The organism is Streptomyces sp. NPDC027672 (genome assembly GCF_055566335.1).
Map to the genome: position 1 here is coordinate 1 of NZ_JBVHSO010000015.1, position 15,193 is coordinate 15,193.

The following is a 15,193-nucleotide window of genomic DNA, read 5'->3' on the forward strand; positions in this document are numbered from 1 at the left end:
TGTGCGCAGCGGGTTGATCTCCGAGACGGCGCCGACGAACGTGGTCTTGCCCACGCCGAAGCCGCCCGCCACCACGATCTTCGCGGAGGTGGTGGAGCGGGAAGGACCGCCGCTAGAGCTTGCGAAGTCCACTGAGCACCCTTTCGAGCAGTGTCACGTCTGGCTGGCCACCGGCGTTCTCGTCGCCGCCGGGCTGATGGATGGCGACCAGGCCCGCCTCCGCCAAGTCGGCGACGAGGATCCTGGCCACGCCGAGGGGGATCGTCAGCAGGGCCGAGACCTCGGCCACCGACTTGATCTCCCGGCACAGGTTGCAGATCCGCTGATGCTCGGGCAGCTGGCCCTGCATCTGGTGCGGAGCAGCGGTGGTGTGCACCAGCGCCTCGATGGCGAGCTGGTAGCGCGGGCGGGTCCGGCCGCCGGTCATGGCGTACGGACGCACCAGGGGGTTGTTCGCGGCCGCCGGGGCCGGCTCGGGACGGCGCTGCGGCTGCACCGGCTGGATGCGCGGGGCCGGCGGCTGGTCGTACGGAGACGGGCCGGGGCCCTGCGGGACGTAGGGCTGACGGTGGCCGGGGGTGGAGGGGTAGCCGTACCGGTTCGCCGAACCGTCACCCTGGCCCTGTCCGGGGCCGTACGACCAGTTGCCCGTAGACGATCCGCCTGGGGGTGTTGCCACTTTCTCCTCCTCCGACTGCGCCGGGCCCCCATCCCTGGGGTGCCGCGTCCCGAAACCTTACGGTGCCGGGACACGCATACGCATCGTCCGATTACTAGTTGAGAAGGCTGCCCTGGAGCTCCGCGCGGAGATCCGGGGTGAGAACCGTGCCCGCGCGGTCCACCAGCAGGGCCATCTCGTACCCGATGAGGCCGATGTCCGCCTCCGGGTGCGCCAGGACGGCGAGCGACGAACCGTCGGAGATGGACATGATGAAGAGAAATCCTCGCTCCATCTCCACAACCGTCTGGTTCACGCTGCCGCCCTCGAAGATGCGCGAGGCACCCGCGGTCAGCGAGGTCAGACCGGAGGCGACGGCCGCGAGCTGGTCGGCACGGTCGCGGGGAAAGCCTTCGGACATCGCCAGAAGGAGTCCGTCGGCGGAGACCACCACCGTGTGGGACACCCCCGGGGTGTTGTCCACGAAGTTGGTGATCAACCAGTTCAGGTTCTGTGCCGCCTGGCTCATCGGGCTCACACTAACGCTCCTGGTTGTAGGTGCTGTCAGGACCGAAGCCCTGGCCGTTCGTTTCACTGCCTGCGCTGCGTCCGCGCTGGACGCCCCGGCGCAGGTTGCTCAGCCTGCCCCGGACGTCCTCCGGGGCGCGGGAGACCTGGGGGCCTCCCTGGGGGGTGGACTCGGCGGAACCCTCGACCAGGTTGGCCTTGGGCACCCGCCGCGGCAGACCGGAGGAGGTCACCCCGCCCGCCTTGGGCTTGCGGAGCTGCGCGGCCTGCTGCCACCGCTCGTCGTTCGCCGTGCGCCAGCCGCTGTCGCCGCCGGCGTCCGGTGCGTCGCCCGGTGCCGGGGCCGGCCCGTCCTGCCGCGCACGCGGCGTGCCGTTCGGGCTTCCGGCGTCGGGGGAGCCGCTCGCGGGGGCACCGCGGCGGGGCAGCCCGGCGTCGGTCAGCTCGTGGGCGGCGGGAGATGCCGTTCCCGGACGGTCGAAGCCTACGCGGTCCGGCTCGCTCACGTCACCGGCCTGCGGCGATCCCGTCTCCGGAGCGTACTGGGCCGGATAGCCGTTGCGGTAGCCGTCCTGCTGCGGCCAGTCGTCCTGGTAGGAGGGCGTCCGGGCGGGCTCCCCGTACGGGGCCCCGGACTCGCCGTAGCCGCCGGCCGGGGAGAAGCCCTCGTGCTGCGACGCCTCGCCGTCCGGCGCGTAGTACCGCTCGTCGTACGACTGCTCGTAGGACTGCTCGTACGCCGTGGAGTGCTGCTGCTCCTCGTACGCCGGCGCCCCGTACGCCTGCTGCGGCTGCTCGCCGTACGCCTGCTGCTGCTCCTGGTACGGCTGCTGCGGCTGCTCGCCGTAAGGTTCCTGCTCGCCGTAGGGCTGCTGCCGCTCCGGGTAGGCGTGCTGCCCGGTGAAGGGGTCCTGGTAGCCGGCCGGGGCCTCGGCGGACTCCTGCCGCGGCGCCTCGGACTGCTGGCCGTGGCCCTGGGCCTCCAGCGCGGCGCGGCGCTCCTCGCGCAGCCGCGTCCGGCCGACCGGGTCGAGATCCCGGGCGTCGTCGGGGACCTCGGTGTACCGGCTGTCGTCGAAGCCCAGTTCGGCGGCGGTGCGCTGCTGCGGCTGCTGCTGCCGGCCGAAGTCCTCACCCTGGAACTGCTGCTCCGGGATGATCTGCGAGACCGTGAACTCCTCGCGGTCCAGCGGCATCTCGCCGCCGCCGCCGTGCGTGATCGCGTCCGGGAGCATGACCAGCGAGGTCGTGCCGGCCTGCTCGCCCGAGGGGCGGAGCTGGACCCGGATGCCGTGCCGGTCGGACAGCCGGCCGACCACGAACAGGCCCATGCGCTGGGAGATCGCGGCGTCCACGGTCGGCGGGTTGGCCAGCTTGTGGTTGATGTCCGCGAAGTCCTCGGCGGTCAGACCGATGCCCTTGTCGTGGATCTCGACCATGACGCGGCCGTCGGGCAGCCGGGTCGCCGTCACCTTGACCTTGGTCTGCGGCGAGGAGAACGTGGTGGCGTTCTCCAGCAGCTCGGCCAGCAGGTGCACGAGGTCGGTGACCGCGCGGCCGTGGATCTCGGCCTCCGGTACGCCGGACAGCTCGATGCGCTCGTACTGCTCCACCTCGGAGGAGGCGGCGCGCAGCACGTCGACCAGCGGCACCGGCTGGTCCCAGCGGCGGCCGGGCTCCTCGCCGGCGAGGACCAGCAGGTTCTCGCCGTTGCGGCGCATACGGGTGGCCAGGTGGTCCAGCCGGAAGAGGTTCTCCAACTGGTCCGGGTCGGCCTCGTTGTTCTCCAGGTCGGTGATGAGGGTGAGCTGGCCCTCGATCAGCGACTGGTTGCGGCGCGAGAGGTTGGTGAAGATCGCGTTGATGTTGCCCCGCAGCAGGGCCTGCTCGGAGGCGAGCCGGACGGCCTCGCGGTGCACCTGGTCGAAGGCGCGGGCGACCTCGCCGATCTCGTCCTTGGTGGTGATCGGGATCGGCGTGACCCGGGTGTCGACCCGGCCGGGATCGGTGCGCGAGAGCTGGTCGACCAGCATCGGCAGGCGCTGCTCGGCGACGTTGAAGGCGGCGTTGCGCAGCCGGCGCATCGAGCGGCTCATCTGCCGGGCCACCAGCCCGGCCAGCAGGAACGCGGCGAGCAGGGCGATGACGACCACGGCGCCGGTGATGAAGGCGGAGGTCTTGGCGTCGTCGGCGATGTCCGACGCCTCGTTCACCGCCTTGTCGGCCATGTCCGCCTCGATCTGGCGGTAGGCCTTGTACTTCAGGGTGTTGACCGCCCACCAGTTCTCGACGGTGACGCCCTTGCCGGCCAGCGCGGCCCGGCTGGCGGCGCTGGTGTCCGGCATGGTGGCCAGCGCCGTGACCATGCCGGTGTCCCCGGCCGGCGGGGCGACGTACTGCGGGTTCTCCGCCTTCGCCTTCCGGGCCAGCTCGGCCGCGTCCGCCTCGATCTTCGTCTTGGCGTCCTTCAGCTTCTGCGCGTCCGCCTCGGTGCCGCCGCCCTTGTACTCCTCCAGGGCGATGCGCTCCAGATAGGCGTACGAGGACAGGGAGATCTGCTGGGTGGTGAGGTTCGGCGCGTCCGGACCGGGCTTGACCAGCAGGTGCGTGCCGATCGACCGCTCCAGCGACAGCGCCGCCTTGGTCAGCGAGATCGCGTAGACGGTACGGCCGTAGGAGGTGATGTTTCCGGTGCCGAGGCCGAGTTCGTTGGCGAACTCCATCAGCGGGTGGGCGACGGCGACGTAGCCCTCCTCCGACTGCACGCCGGTCATCCGGGAGGTGTACGCCGACTGCCGCAGCTGCGCCAGCGAGGGCTCGTCCTCGCGGAACAGCTTCAGCCGGCGGTTGAGGCCGGGCTCGTCCGGCATGCTCGCGGCCGCCTGGTCGAAGGCGTCGGCGGCCTGGTCCGTGGCCCGGCGGGCGGCGTCGACGGTCTGCTTGCCCGCCGCGTCCTTCTTGTTCAGCAGCAGCGGTGCCGCGGTGACGTCCCGCTCGTTCTCCAGGGCGTCGGCGTAGGCGAGGGCGGCACGCACCAGCCGCGCGGTGTTCTCCGCGTCCCGGGCCTGCTGCCAGGTGTCGATCGAACTCTTCACCTGGAAGCCGCCCATGACGAGGCCGACCGCCACGGGTATGAGAAGGATGGCGTTCAGCCGGGTCGGCACCCGCCAGTTCCGCGGGGAGAAACGGCCGCCGGCCGAGGGGGTGGCCGTCGGCTCCGCACCGGAAACGGGGGTGGGCGCCGCAGCGCGCGGCGGCGGGGTGAAGTTGCCCCGTGCCGACGGCTCGGGACCGTTCTTGCTTCGCCTCACTCGACCAACAACCTCTCGGCGGTCGGCACCTACGTCGTGCCGCAGTCTCTCAGAGCCCGGTTCGCCACAGACCAGTACGGAGTACGTCTAGGACCCATGGGCAGTTCAGGCATTCCAGCACGTGGACCAGCGCACTTCCAAACAGTGGAGGCCCGGTGACGGAGCGCTTGTAAACGCGAGATAAAACGGTCATATAGAGCGAGCCTTGCCAAAAGGCGGGACGAACGTGCGCGCAGGGGCACCGGACGACCGCGTCGAGTGGCGATCACCGGCGATTCCTCTGCCGAACTGTTATGAACACCGGAGCCGACCGTGTCAAAGGCCACAGCCGGCTCCGGAACCGGTACGGCAACTGCCCTACCGTCCGTCGTACTTGAGTGCTACTTCAAGCGTGCCATCAGGGCGTGTTCGACGAGGGTGATGAGGGCGCTCTTGGCGTCGGCGCGGTGGCGGGCGTCGGTGGTGATGATGGGGGTGTCGGGGCCGATCTGGAGTGCTTCGCGGACTTCGTCGGGGCTGTAGGGCTGTTGTCCGTCGAAGCCGTTGAGGGCGATGACGAAGGGCAGGCCGGAGTTCTCGAAGTAGTCGACGGCGGGGAAGCAGTCGGCGAGGCGGCGGGTGTCGACGAGGACGATGGCGCCGATGGCGCCGCGGACCAGGTCGTCCCACATGAACCAGAAGCGGTCCTGTCCGGGGGTGCCGAACAGGTAGAGGATGAGGTCCTGGTCCAGGGTGATGCGGCCGAAGTCCATGGCCACCGTGGTGGTGGTCTTGTCCCCGGTGTGGGTGAGGTCGTCGATGCCGGCGGACGCGGACGTCATGACGGCCTCTGTGCGCAGCGGGTTGATCTCCGAGACGGCGCCGACGAACGTGGTCTTGCCCACGCCGAAGCCGCCCGCCACCACGATCTTCGCGGAGGTGGTGGCCCGGCCCGCGTCAGAGCTTGCGAAGTCCACTGAGCACCCTTTCGAGCAGCGTCACGTCCGGAGCGCCGCCGTTGTTCTCGTCGCCACCAGGCTGGTGGATGGCGACCAGGCCGGCCTCGGCGAGGTCGGCCACCAGGATCCGGGCCACACCGAGCGGCATGGCCAGCAGCGCGGAGACCTCCGCGACCGACTTGACCTCGCGGCACAGGTGGCAGATCCGCTGATGCTCGGGGAGCAGCCCCATGAGCGCTGCCGGGTCGGCCGTGGTGCTGATCAGCGCCTCGATGGCGAGCTGGTAGCGGGGCCGGGTCCGGCCGCCGGTCATGGCGTACGGACGCACCAGCGGCTGGTCGCCCTCGTCCCCGTACGGTTCCGCGTACGGATCATGATGGGCGGTGGGCGGGGTCATGGATCCTCCGGGCGGGACAGCAAGTCGGTCAGTCAAGCCGTCTGACGGGGCCGGTGGGGGGATTGTGGCGGCCGGACGGTGTTTTTGTGAGGTGGGTGGTGCCGGGGCCGGTCAGTGAAGCAGACTGCCTTGGAGTTCGGCGCGCAGGTCCGGGGTGAGTACCGCACCCGCGCGGTCGACGAGCAGTGCCATCTCGTAGCCGACGAGACCGATGTCGCACTCGGGGTGGGCCAGGACCGCGAGGGACGACCCGTCCGAGACGGACATCAGGAAGAGGAACCCGCGTTCCATCTCGACGACCGTCTGCGCCACGGTGCCGCCCTCGAAGATCCGGGACGCCCCGGCCGTCAGCGAGGTCAGGCCGGACGCGACCGCCGCCAACTGGTCGGCGCGGTCCCGTGGGAAGCCTTCGGACATCGCCAGCAGAAGGCCGTCGGCGGAGACCACCACTGTGTGGGACACCCCGGGGGTGTTGTCCACGAAGTTGGTGATCAACCAGTTCAGGTTCTGTGCCGCCTGGCTCATCGGACTCAACTAACGCTCCTGCTGGTGAGTGGGGCTCGGGAAGCTGCCGGTCTGGCCGCTGCCGGCCTGACGGCCCTGAGCGATGCCCCGACGGAGATTGGTCAGCCGGCCGCGTACGTCGTCAGGCGCACGCGAGACCTGCGGACCGCTTTGGTGCTGTTGCTGCTGGGCCGTGCCCGGTACGAGGTTCGCCCGGGGCACCCGGCGCGGCAGGCCGGAGGTGGTGACCCCGCCCGCCGCGGGCTGCCGGACCCGCTCGGCCTGCCGGACGAGTTCGTCGTTCGGCGAGGTGCGCCAGGAACCGGTGCCCGGCCCGGACCGCTGCGGAGCGGACGCGGACTGCTGCGGTGACGCGGGCGCGCCCTCCTGCTGCCCGTTCTCCTGCTGCTGCTGGTGGAACCAGTTGGTCTCCAGCGTGTCGTACAGCGGGGTACGGCCGTCGCCCGGACCGCTGGCCGGCGGCAGGGCCCAGCCGTCACCCTGCGCCCGGCCCTCGTCGGGCCGCTGCGCGGCACCGCGGTGGTCGGGCTCCGGGTGGACCGGACGCTGCTGCGGGGCCGGCGGGCGCGGGGCGCCGAACTCGTCCCGGCCGGCCGGCTGCGGACGCTCGAACTGCCCGGTGTGGCCGGGGTTGTTCCGGGCGGGCAGGGCGTGCTGGCCGGTGGAGCCGCCGTCGTAACCGCCGTCGTACGCCTGCGGGGCCTGCGGGGCCGGGAACTGGCCGGTGTGCTGCGCGCCGCCGTCCGGCCGCCCGTTGGCCGGCGCGCTGCCGAACACATCGGAGCGGACGAACGGGTCGGAGCCGCCCTGCCGGCCGTCGGGCCCGTCGAACCGGCCCTGCTGCGGGTCGGCGTCGGGGCGCGGATACTGGCCGGTCTGCTGCGGGCTGTCGGGCCGCGCGAACGGGTCCGTCTGCCGGGCGCTGTCCGGGCGGGCGTACTGGCCGGTCTGCTGGGCGTCGTCCGGACGGGCGTACTGGCCCTGCTGCGGGTCGGCGTCGGGGCGCGGGTACTGGCCGGTCTGCTGCGGGCTGTCGGGCCGCGCGAACGGGTCCGTCTGCCGGGCGTTGTCCGGGCGGGCGTACTGGCCGGTCTGCTGGGCGTCGTCCAGGTGCGGGAACTGGCCCGTCTGCGGGGCGGAGCCGTCCGCGCCGGGCAGTTCGGCGCGCGGGAACGCGCCCGTCGCCGGTCCCTGGGCGTCGATCCGGGGCATCTCCGCGGTCGCGCCCGGACCCTGCCGGTCGTCGACGCGCGGCAGGTGCGAGGTCTGCGCCGGGTCCTGCTCGTCATGGCCGCGCGGCGTGTCCAGCGAGGCGCGGGACACCGGGGCCGGGCCGCCGGCCCAGTCCGGGGTGCGCGACTGCGGGGCACCGCCGGGCAGTTCGGCCCGCGGGCCGCCGCGCGGCGGAAGCTGGGGCCGGCGGCCCTGCTCCGCGGGCGCACCGGGCCGCTTCCGGCCGCCGCCGAAGAGGTCCTGCTGCGGGCCGCCGGGACGCGCGGCCTGCAAGCCCTGCGGCGCGCCGGGCGTCTGGCCGCCGAAGCCGCCCGCGCCGGACCCGGCCGTCGTCCGGCCGCCCTGCTGCGGGGCACCGCCGGGACCGCCCTGGGGACCGCGCGCTCCGCCCGGCGCACCGGGACGGCCGCCCTGGCCCGTGCCGGGCAGCGCCCGGGAGCCCGGGGCGGAACCGACCTGGCCGCGCGGGCCAGGCCCGCCGCCGAGCAGACCGCCGCCGGCCGGGGCACCGCCCTGGCCGCCGTTCTGCCGCCGGGCCGCGGCCGCGCCCGCGGCGGCCTGCGCGGCGGCCGGACCACCGGACACGGACCCGCCGGGCTTGCCCGGAACGGGCTTCTTGCCGCCCTGGGCCACGTCCACGGGCAGCATGACCAGCGCGGTCGTGCCACCGGAGTCGGACGGACGGAGCTGGATGCGGATGCCGTGGCGCTGCGACAGCCGGCCGACCACGAACAGACCCATGCGGCGCGAGACCGACACGTCCACGGTGGGCGGCGAGGCGAGCCGCTCGTTGATCGCCGCGAGGTCCTCGGGGGAGAGGCCGATACCGGTGTCGTGGATCTCGATGAGCACCCGGCCGTCGGGCAGCGCGTGGCCGGTGACCTTGACCTTGGTCTGCGGCGAGGAGAACGACGTCGCGTTCTCCAGCAGCTCGGCGAGCAGGTGCACGAGGTCGTTGACGACCCGGCCGGCGACCTCGGTGGTGGGCACCGAGGCCAGCTCGATGCGCTCGTACTGCTCCACCTCGGAGGCGGCGGCACGCAGCACGTCGACCAGCGGGACCGGCCGCGTCCACCGGCGGCCGGGCTCCTCGCCGGCGAGGACGAGCAGGTTCTCGCCGTTACGGCGCATACGGGTGGCGAGGTGGTCCAGCTTGAACAGGGAGGAGAGCTGGTCCGGGTCGGCCTCGCGGGACTCCAGCTCGGAGATCAGCGAGAGCTGGCGCTGGATCAGACCCTGGGAGCGGCGCGAGAGGTTGGTGAACATCGCGTTGACGTTGCCCCGCAGCAGGGCCTGCTCGGCGGCGAGGCGGACCGCCTCGCGGTGCACGTCGTCGAAGGCCGCGGCCACCTGGCCGATCTCGTCCCGGGAGTGCACACCGACCGACTCCACGGAGGTGTCCACGTCCTGCGGGTCGGACTCGGAGAGCTGCTTGACCAGCTCGGGCAGCCGGTCCTGGGCGACCTTGGTCGCGGTCTCCTGGAGCCGGCGCAGCGAGCGGATCATGGAGCGGGCCACGACGAACGCGCCGACCAGCGAGACACCGAGCACGAGCAGGATCAGCGCACCGGAGATGATGGCGTCACGCTGGGTGGCGCTCTTCAGCTCGCGGGCCTTCTGCTCCATCTCCTCCAGGAGCGTGTGCTCGATCTTCTTCATCTGCTCGATCTTGGTCGAGCTGTCGTCCACCCAGTCCTTGTAGGACCGCGCCGGAAGCTGCTGGAGACCGTCCGGGGACTCGAAGGACCGCTTGGCATAGGTGTCGGCGGACTCGATCGTCGGGTTGCCCTCGTCGATCGGCCGCAGCAGTTCCTCGGCGTCGTGGTCCGCGTAGATCTTGCGGAAGATCGCCAGCTCGGAGTTCTCGCTCTCGTACGCCGACTGGCCGTAGAGACGGTCGTTCTCCGTCAGGTCGCCCTTGGTGGCGGGCGTCGGGGGCAGCGCCGCGGCGATCATGGCGCGCTGCACGGACGCGTACTCCTTGGCGGTGGAGAACGCCGCCAGGGCACGGGTACGGGAGATCATCTCCGGGTTGCTGGACGCCTCGGCCATGTCCTGGGACAGGCCGATGAGCTGGGTGATGAGCCGGTGGTACGACTCGACCGTCTGCGAGGCGTTCTGCTTCGAGCCGTACGCCTTCTGGCGGATCTTGGCGAGGTCGTCGAGCTGGTTGGCGAGGCCGACGAGCGCGTCCCGCACACCCTGGAGGTTGCCGTTCTTGCTCGCCGCGTCGATCTCCTCGGAGGCGTCGAGGAAGTTGTCGCGGGCCCGGTCGCTCTTCTGCTGGTACGCCTTGATCTGGTAGTCGTTCGTCTTCAGGCCGCCGTGGGCCAGCGGGCCGGCGGACTGGTCGCGCTCGTCCTGGAGCGCCATGGCCAGCTCGGTGGCCTGCTTGGTCATCTCCGTCAGCAGCTTCATGTTGTCGAGCTGCTGGATGTCGTTCATGTTCTCGTTGATGCGCAGCGCGCCCAGCGAGGTGGCCGCGACCACGGGCAGCGCGAGCAGCGAGACCAGGCGGGTGGAGATGCGCCAGTTGCGCAGGTGCAGCCGGGAGCCGGGGCCGGTGGGTCCCTGCACGGGCTTGACCGTGGGCGTGGGGGTGCCCGCGGGGGTCGCCGTGCCGGACGCCGAGGAGGCCGCCGCGCCCGGACGTCCGCCCCGGTCACCGCCGTCGCCGGGCGGGGTCTGGCCCGGGTTCTGGGCGTGCTGGGGCGAGGAGCCGACGGCCTTGGGGCCAGTCCCGCCCTGCGGCTCCGGCTCCGCCGAAGCGCTGCCATCCCTCTTGAAACGTCCCTGCACTAGCGTCGCAACCTCTGGACCAGGCGCCCCTCCGCGTGAACGGAGGGACACGGTGTCGGCGTTGTGGAGAGCGCCCTGAATACGCCCCCCGGTGGTCTTGAGTGACCGGCGCTGGTTCCCCCTATCTCGCCGCCACTCGGCGCGGTGTCGCGCTCGCTGTGCGCCGGCTCGATCCTGCGGCGGTCCGTGAGATTCCAGCACAGTGCCGGATCTCCAACAAGGGCAGCGGGCCGAGCTGTGACCTACGTGACGGGGTGTGAGGGGCGGACTACCAGCCGTGGAACCGGTTTCGGCCAATAACGGGCATACCTTGGCGAGTCGTCGGCCGGTGCCTGGTGTCCCAGTCGCCATGATCAGGAGCGGAATGATGGCTTCAGTAGGCCAATGTCCGTTTCGTTAAGGCCGGTTGGCGGCCGGAATTGACCGGTTTGCCAGCGAGTTCGTGAGCAAACTCACAGGGTTCGCGGGGGCAGTTGGCGGCTTCGTCGGGGAATCGGATGTTTAGCCTGACGCTTTACAAGAGGGACGACTCTGCCAACCCCACTCGACCAGAGGCCACAGGACGACAACGGTGAAGACGACGATGATGTTCCACAAGATAGCCAACCCGCGACGCACGACCCTGGCGCACCTCAAGGACGCCGGCGAGCTGCACACGCCCCAGGTTCCGGAGCACACCGCCGACCTCCCGGCCCAGACGGCCAACCCCCGGCGCACCATCCTGATGGAGATCCCGGCCGGCGCGGGCGCCCCGGCCGGCGAGTGACCGACGGCTCCACCGGGCGCGGCGGACGGGACGGCACGAGCGTCCCCCCGGCCGCGCCCTCGTCGTATCCGGCCGCGCCGGTCTCCCCCCGGTTCCCTTCGTTCCCTTCGTTCCCTTCGTTCCCTTCATTCCCTCCCGGCCCGCCCCTGACCCGCCTCTGACCTGCGGCGACACCCCGGCAGCGGAGAAGCGCGTATAGCTCCGATAACCTGGGGCGTCAATACGCCGGTTCTCAGTGAGGGGCGCAGGAATCCCGTGCGCATCGCCAGGTTCTCCATCGACGGGAACGTAGCCTTCGGCGCGGTCGAGGGCGACAAGCAGGACGAACTCGTCCTCGACATCATCAAGGGCATCCCGTTCGCGGACCACGAGCTGTCCGGCACCAAGGTGCCGCTGAGCAAGGTCAGGCTGCTGCCGCCGGTCCTCCCCAACAAGGTCGTCGCGTTCGGCCGCAACTATGCCGAGCACGCGCGCGAGCTGGGCAACGAGGTGCCCGAGGCGCCGTTCGCCTTCTTCAAGCCGTCCACCTCGGTGATCGGCCCCGGCGACGCCATCCAGTACCCCGCGTTCACCCGGGAACTGCACCACGAGGCCGAGCTGGCCGTCGTCATCGGCCGGATGTGCCGCGAGGTCCCGCGCGACCGCGTCAAGGACGTCATCCTCGGCTACACCTGCGCCAATGACGTCACCGCCCGCGACGTGCAGCGGCGCGAGAAGCAGTGGGCCCGCGCCAAGGGCTTCGACAGCTCCTGCCCGCTCGGCCCCTGGGTGGAGACGGACCTCGACCTGGAGCGCGCGAACGACCTGACCATCCAGCTCACCGTCAACGGCGAACAGCGCCAGCTCGGCCGGACGAGCGAGATGATTCACCCCATCGAGGACCTGATCGTCAACATCTCGGAGGCCATGACCCTGCTCCCCGGCGACGTCATCCTCACCGGCACCCCCGCGGGGGTCGGCCCCCTCGGCGTCGGCGACGAGGTCGCCGTCACCATCGAAGGCATCGGCACTCTCACCAACAAGGTTGTCAAGCGTGGCTAGCGCACCCTCCCCCAAGCTCTCGACCCCGCTCGGGCAGGGGGTACCCCCCCGCGTCCGTTTCTGTCCCTCGCCCACCGGCAACCCGCACGTGGGCCTGGTGCGCACCGCCCTGTTCAACTGGGCGTTCGCCCGGCACCACCAGGGCACCCTGGTCTTCCGCATCGAGGACACCGACGCCGCCCGCGACTCGGAGGAGTCCTACCAGCAGCTCCTCGACGCGATGCGCTGGCTCGGCTTCGACTGGGACGAGGGCCCCGAGGTCGGCGGCCCGCACGCGCCGTACCGCCAGTCGCAGCGCATGGACATCTACGCCGACGTGGCGCGCAAGCTGCTGGACGGCGGCTACGCCTACCACTGCTACTGCTCCCAGGAGGAGCTGGACAGCCGCCGCGAGGCCGCCCGCGCCGCCGGCCGGCCCTCCGGCTACGACGGCCACTGCCGCGAGCTGACCGCCGCGCAGGTCGAGGAGTACCGCGCCCAGGGCCGCCAGCCGATCGTCCGCTTCCGCATGCCGGACGAGACGATCACCTTCACCGACCTGGTCCGCGGCGAGCTGACCTTCACCCCGGAGAACGTGCCCGACTACGGCATCGTCCGGGCCAACGGCGCCCCGCTGTACACGCTGGTCAACCCGGTGGACGACGCGCTGATGGAGATCACCCACGTGCTGCGCGGCGAGGACCTGCTGTCCTCCACCCCGCGGCAGATCGCCCTCTACAAGGCGCTGACCGAGCTGGGCATCGCCAAGGGGACCCCCGCCTTCGGCCACCTGCCGTACGTGATGGGCGAGGGCAACAAGAAGCTCTCCAAGCGCGACCCGCAGGCCTCCCTCAACCTCTACCGCGAGCAGGGCTTCCTGCCCGAGGGCCTGCTCAACTACCTGTCGCTGCTCGGCTGGTCGCTCTCCGCCGACCAGGACATCTTCACGGTGGAGGAGATGGTCGCGGCCTTCGAGATCTCCGACGTGAACCCCAACCCGGCCCGTTTCGACCTCAAGAAGTGCGAGGCGATCAACGGCGACCACATCCGCATGCTGACGGTGGAGGACTTCACCGAGCGCTGCCGTCCGTGGCTGCGGGCGCCGTTCGCCCCGTGGGCGCCGGAGGACTTCGACGAGGCCCGGTGGCAGGCCGTCGCCCCGCACGCCCAGACCCGGCTGAAGGTGCTCTCCGAGATCACCGCCAACGTCGACTTCCTGTTCCTCCCGGAGCCGGTCTTCGACGAGGCCTCGTGGACCAAGGCGATGAAGGAGGGCTCCGACGCCCTGCTGCGCACGGCCCGCGAGAAGCTCCAGGCCGCGGACTGGACCTCGGCCGAGTCGCTGAAGGAGGCCGTCCTGGCCGCCGGCGAGGCGCACGGCCTGAAGCTGGGCAAGGCCCAGGCGCCGGTCCGGGTGGCCGTCACCGGCCGCACCGTCGGCCTGCCGCTCTTCGAGTCCCTGGAGATCCTGGGCAAGGACAAGACCCTGGCCCGCATCGACGCGGCCCTGGCGAAGCTGACCGCCTGACCGCCCGACCGGCCCGTACGCGCGGGGCGGCACCCGGACCCCCGGGCGCCGCCCCGCACGCGTTCCCGCGCCCCGCGCGCACCGGCCGCGCCGGGGCCTGCCCGGGGCCGGTCCCGCGGCGGTACCGTCGGGGCATGACGATCAGAGCCGTGGTCTGGGACGTCGACGACACCCTCTTCGACTACACGACCGCCGACCGGGCGGGCATGCACGCCCATCTGCTGGCCGAGGGGCTGCTCGCCGCGCACGGCGGCGTGGAGCGGGCCCTGCCGCGCTGGCGGGAGATCACGGACGCCCAGTGGGCCCGGTTCGCCGCCGGCGAGGTGGACTTCGTCACACAGCGCCGCGACCGGATCCGCGTCTTCCTGGGCCGGGAGCTGGCCGACGAGGAGGCCGACGCCTGGTTCGCGCGCTATCTGGTCCACTACGAGGCCGCCTGGAGCCTGTTCCCGGACGTCCTGCCCGCCCTGGACGCCCTCGCGGCCGGCTACCGGCACGCGGTGCTGTCCAACTCCAGCCTCGTCGTCCAGGAGCGCAAGCTGCGCGCCCTCGGCCTGCACGACCGCTTCGAGACCGTCCTGTGCGCCGCCGAGCTGGGCGTCTCCAAGCCGGCGGCCGGCGCCTTCCTGGCGGCCTGCGAGGCGCTGGACCTGCCCCCGCACGAGGTGGCCTACGTCGGCGACCACCCGGAGATCGACGGGCGGGGCGCCGCCGAGGCCGGGCTGCTGTCCGTGTGGATCGACCGCGGGACGGTCCCGGCGCGGGCCGCCGGACAGGCCCTCGCGCACCGGATCGCGAGCCTCGCCGAACTCCCGGCGCTCGTCCGCGCGGATACCCGTTTTGGAGCCCCGTCCACCTTCGGGTAATGTTCTTTCTGCGCCGAGGGGCGCGGGCCGGAAGGCCGAAGCCCCGAGGAGCGAACTAGAACGAGAACCCCGCAGGGGGATTGAGTTCCAGTGGCCTATGGTGTAATTGGCAGCACGACTGATTCTGGTTCAGTTAGTCTTGGTTCGAGTCCAGGTAGGCCAGCTCGCAGAGCTCATCTGCAAAGCCCCCGTTGTGTAGCGGCCTAGCACGCTGCCCTCTCAAGGCAGTAGCGCCGGTTCGAATCCGGTCGGGGGTACTGATCTCGATCATGTCGGGATCGCTAGGGCCCCCGTTGTGTAGCGGCCTAGCACGCCGCCCTCTCAAGGCGGTAGCGCCGGTTCGAATCCGGTCGGGGGTACTGTCTGGTCTAAACCATCATTGGTCTATGGTGTAATTGGCAGCACGACTGATTCTGGTTCAGTTAGTCTTGGTTCGAGTCCAGGTAGACCAGCTCGGATCTGCGGAAACGCAAGATCCTCGCCCCCGTTGTGTAGCGGCCTAGCACGCCGCCCTCTCAAGGCGGTAGCGCCGGTTCGAATCCGGTCGGGGGTACGTGCGTACGGAAGCCTCTCAGTTATCTGAGAGGCTTCCGTCGTCTCGGATGCGCCAGCGGTCATCAGGTG

The 15,193-nt window shown here is 71.3% G+C and carries 11 protein-coding genes, 5 tRNA genes and 1 pseudogene; 9 read left to right on the forward strand and 8 right to left on the reverse strand.

Going from position 1 to position 15,193, the window contains the following annotated elements; all coding sequences use genetic code 11:
• From ACZ4SV_RS29765 to ACZ4SV_RS29800, 8 genes and pseudogenes are all read right to left on the reverse strand, one after another.
• A pseudogene (locus ACZ4SV_RS29765) lies at positions 1–132 on the reverse strand (ATP-binding protein); the annotation flags it as partial.
• Positions 113–679, reverse strand: coding sequence for a DUF742 domain-containing protein (locus ACZ4SV_RS29770; RefSeq protein ID WP_468007884.1), 567 nt, complete (start codon positions 677–679; stop codon positions 113–115). The gene ACZ4SV_RS29770 and the pseudogene ACZ4SV_RS29765, both read right to left, overlap by 20 nt.
• Positions 680–773: 94 nt before the next feature.
• Positions 774–1,187 (reverse strand): roadblock/LC7 domain-containing protein, encoded by a 414-nt coding sequence (locus ACZ4SV_RS29775; RefSeq protein WP_004983065.1) that lies wholly within the window; start codon positions 1,185–1,187, stop codon positions 774–776.
• 10 nt (positions 1,188–1,197) lie between these two features.
• Positions 1,198–4,497 carry a nitrate- and nitrite sensing domain-containing protein gene (locus ACZ4SV_RS29780; protein WP_468007886.1) on the reverse strand — a complete coding sequence of 1,100 codons (3,300 nt, stop codon included), beginning with the start codon at positions 4,495–4,497 and terminating at the stop codon, positions 1,198–1,200.
• 380 nt (positions 4,498–4,877) lie between these two features.
• Positions 4,878–5,453, reverse strand: a complete 576-nt coding sequence (locus tag ACZ4SV_RS29785) for a GTP-binding protein (RefSeq protein ID WP_181793988.1) — start codon at positions 5,451–5,453, stop codon at positions 4,878–4,880.
• Positions 5,434–5,832, reverse strand: a complete 399-nt coding sequence (locus ACZ4SV_RS29790; RefSeq protein ID WP_009190816.1) for a DUF742 domain-containing protein — start codon at positions 5,830–5,832, stop codon at positions 5,434–5,436. Before ACZ4SV_RS29790 ends, ACZ4SV_RS29785 begins: the two co-directional genes overlap by 20 nt.
• Before the next feature lie 111 nt (positions 5,833–5,943).
• Positions 5,944–6,357 carry a roadblock/LC7 domain-containing protein gene (locus tag ACZ4SV_RS29795; protein WP_023546525.1) on the reverse strand — a complete coding sequence of 138 codons (414 nt, stop codon included), beginning with the start codon at positions 6,355–6,357 and terminating at the stop codon, positions 5,944–5,946.
• A gap of 9 nt (positions 6,358–6,366) precedes the next feature.
• Positions 6,367–10,389 carry a sensor histidine kinase gene (locus ACZ4SV_RS29800; protein WP_468007889.1) on the reverse strand — a complete coding sequence of 1,341 codons (4,023 nt, stop codon included), beginning with the start codon at positions 10,387–10,389 and terminating at the stop codon, positions 6,367–6,369.
• Positions 10,390–10,960: 571 nt separating this feature from the next.
• Here ACZ4SV_RS29800 and ACZ4SV_RS29805 point away from each other — a divergent pair.
• From ACZ4SV_RS29805 to ACZ4SV_RS29845, 9 genes are all read left to right on the forward strand, one after another.
• Entirely contained in the window at positions 10,961–11,155 is a 195-nt protein-coding gene (locus ACZ4SV_RS29805; RefSeq protein ID WP_365880278.1) for a hypothetical protein, read from the forward strand.
• 255 nt (positions 11,156–11,410) lie between these two features.
• Complete coding sequence (locus ACZ4SV_RS29810; protein WP_365880280.1) at positions 11,411–12,196, forward strand: fumarylacetoacetate hydrolase family protein; 786 nt, start codon at positions 11,411–11,413, stop codon at positions 12,194–12,196.
• Positions 12,189–13,703: a glutamate--tRNA ligase gene (gene gltX / locus ACZ4SV_RS29815; RefSeq protein WP_468007892.1), complete on the forward strand. Its 1,515-nt coding sequence runs from the start codon at positions 12,189–12,191 to the stop codon at positions 13,701–13,703. Before ACZ4SV_RS29810 ends, gltX begins: the two co-directional genes overlap by 8 nt.
• Positions 13,704–13,837: 134 nt before the next feature.
• The gene (locus ACZ4SV_RS29820) at positions 13,838–14,569 is read left to right on the forward strand and encodes an HAD family hydrolase (protein WP_397970214.1); all 732 of its coding nucleotides are present in this window, start codon (positions 13,838–13,840) and stop codon (positions 14,567–14,569) included.
• Between the two features lie 91 nt (positions 14,570–14,660).
• Positions 14,661–14,732: transfer RNA gene (locus tag ACZ4SV_RS29825), tRNA-Gln, on the forward strand.
• Positions 14,733–14,753: 21 nt separating this feature from the next.
• Positions 14,754–14,826: transfer RNA gene (locus tag ACZ4SV_RS29830), tRNA-Glu, on the forward strand.
• Positions 14,827–14,855: 29 nt separating this feature from the next.
• Positions 14,856–14,928, forward strand: a tRNA-Glu gene (locus ACZ4SV_RS29835).
• Between the two features lie 21 nt (positions 14,929–14,949).
• Positions 14,950–15,021: transfer RNA gene (locus ACZ4SV_RS29840), tRNA-Gln, on the forward strand.
• Positions 15,022–15,049: 28 nt separating this feature from the next.
• Positions 15,050–15,122: transfer RNA gene (locus ACZ4SV_RS29845), tRNA-Glu, on the forward strand.
• The last annotated feature ends 71 nt before the right edge of the window (positions 15,123–15,193 follow it).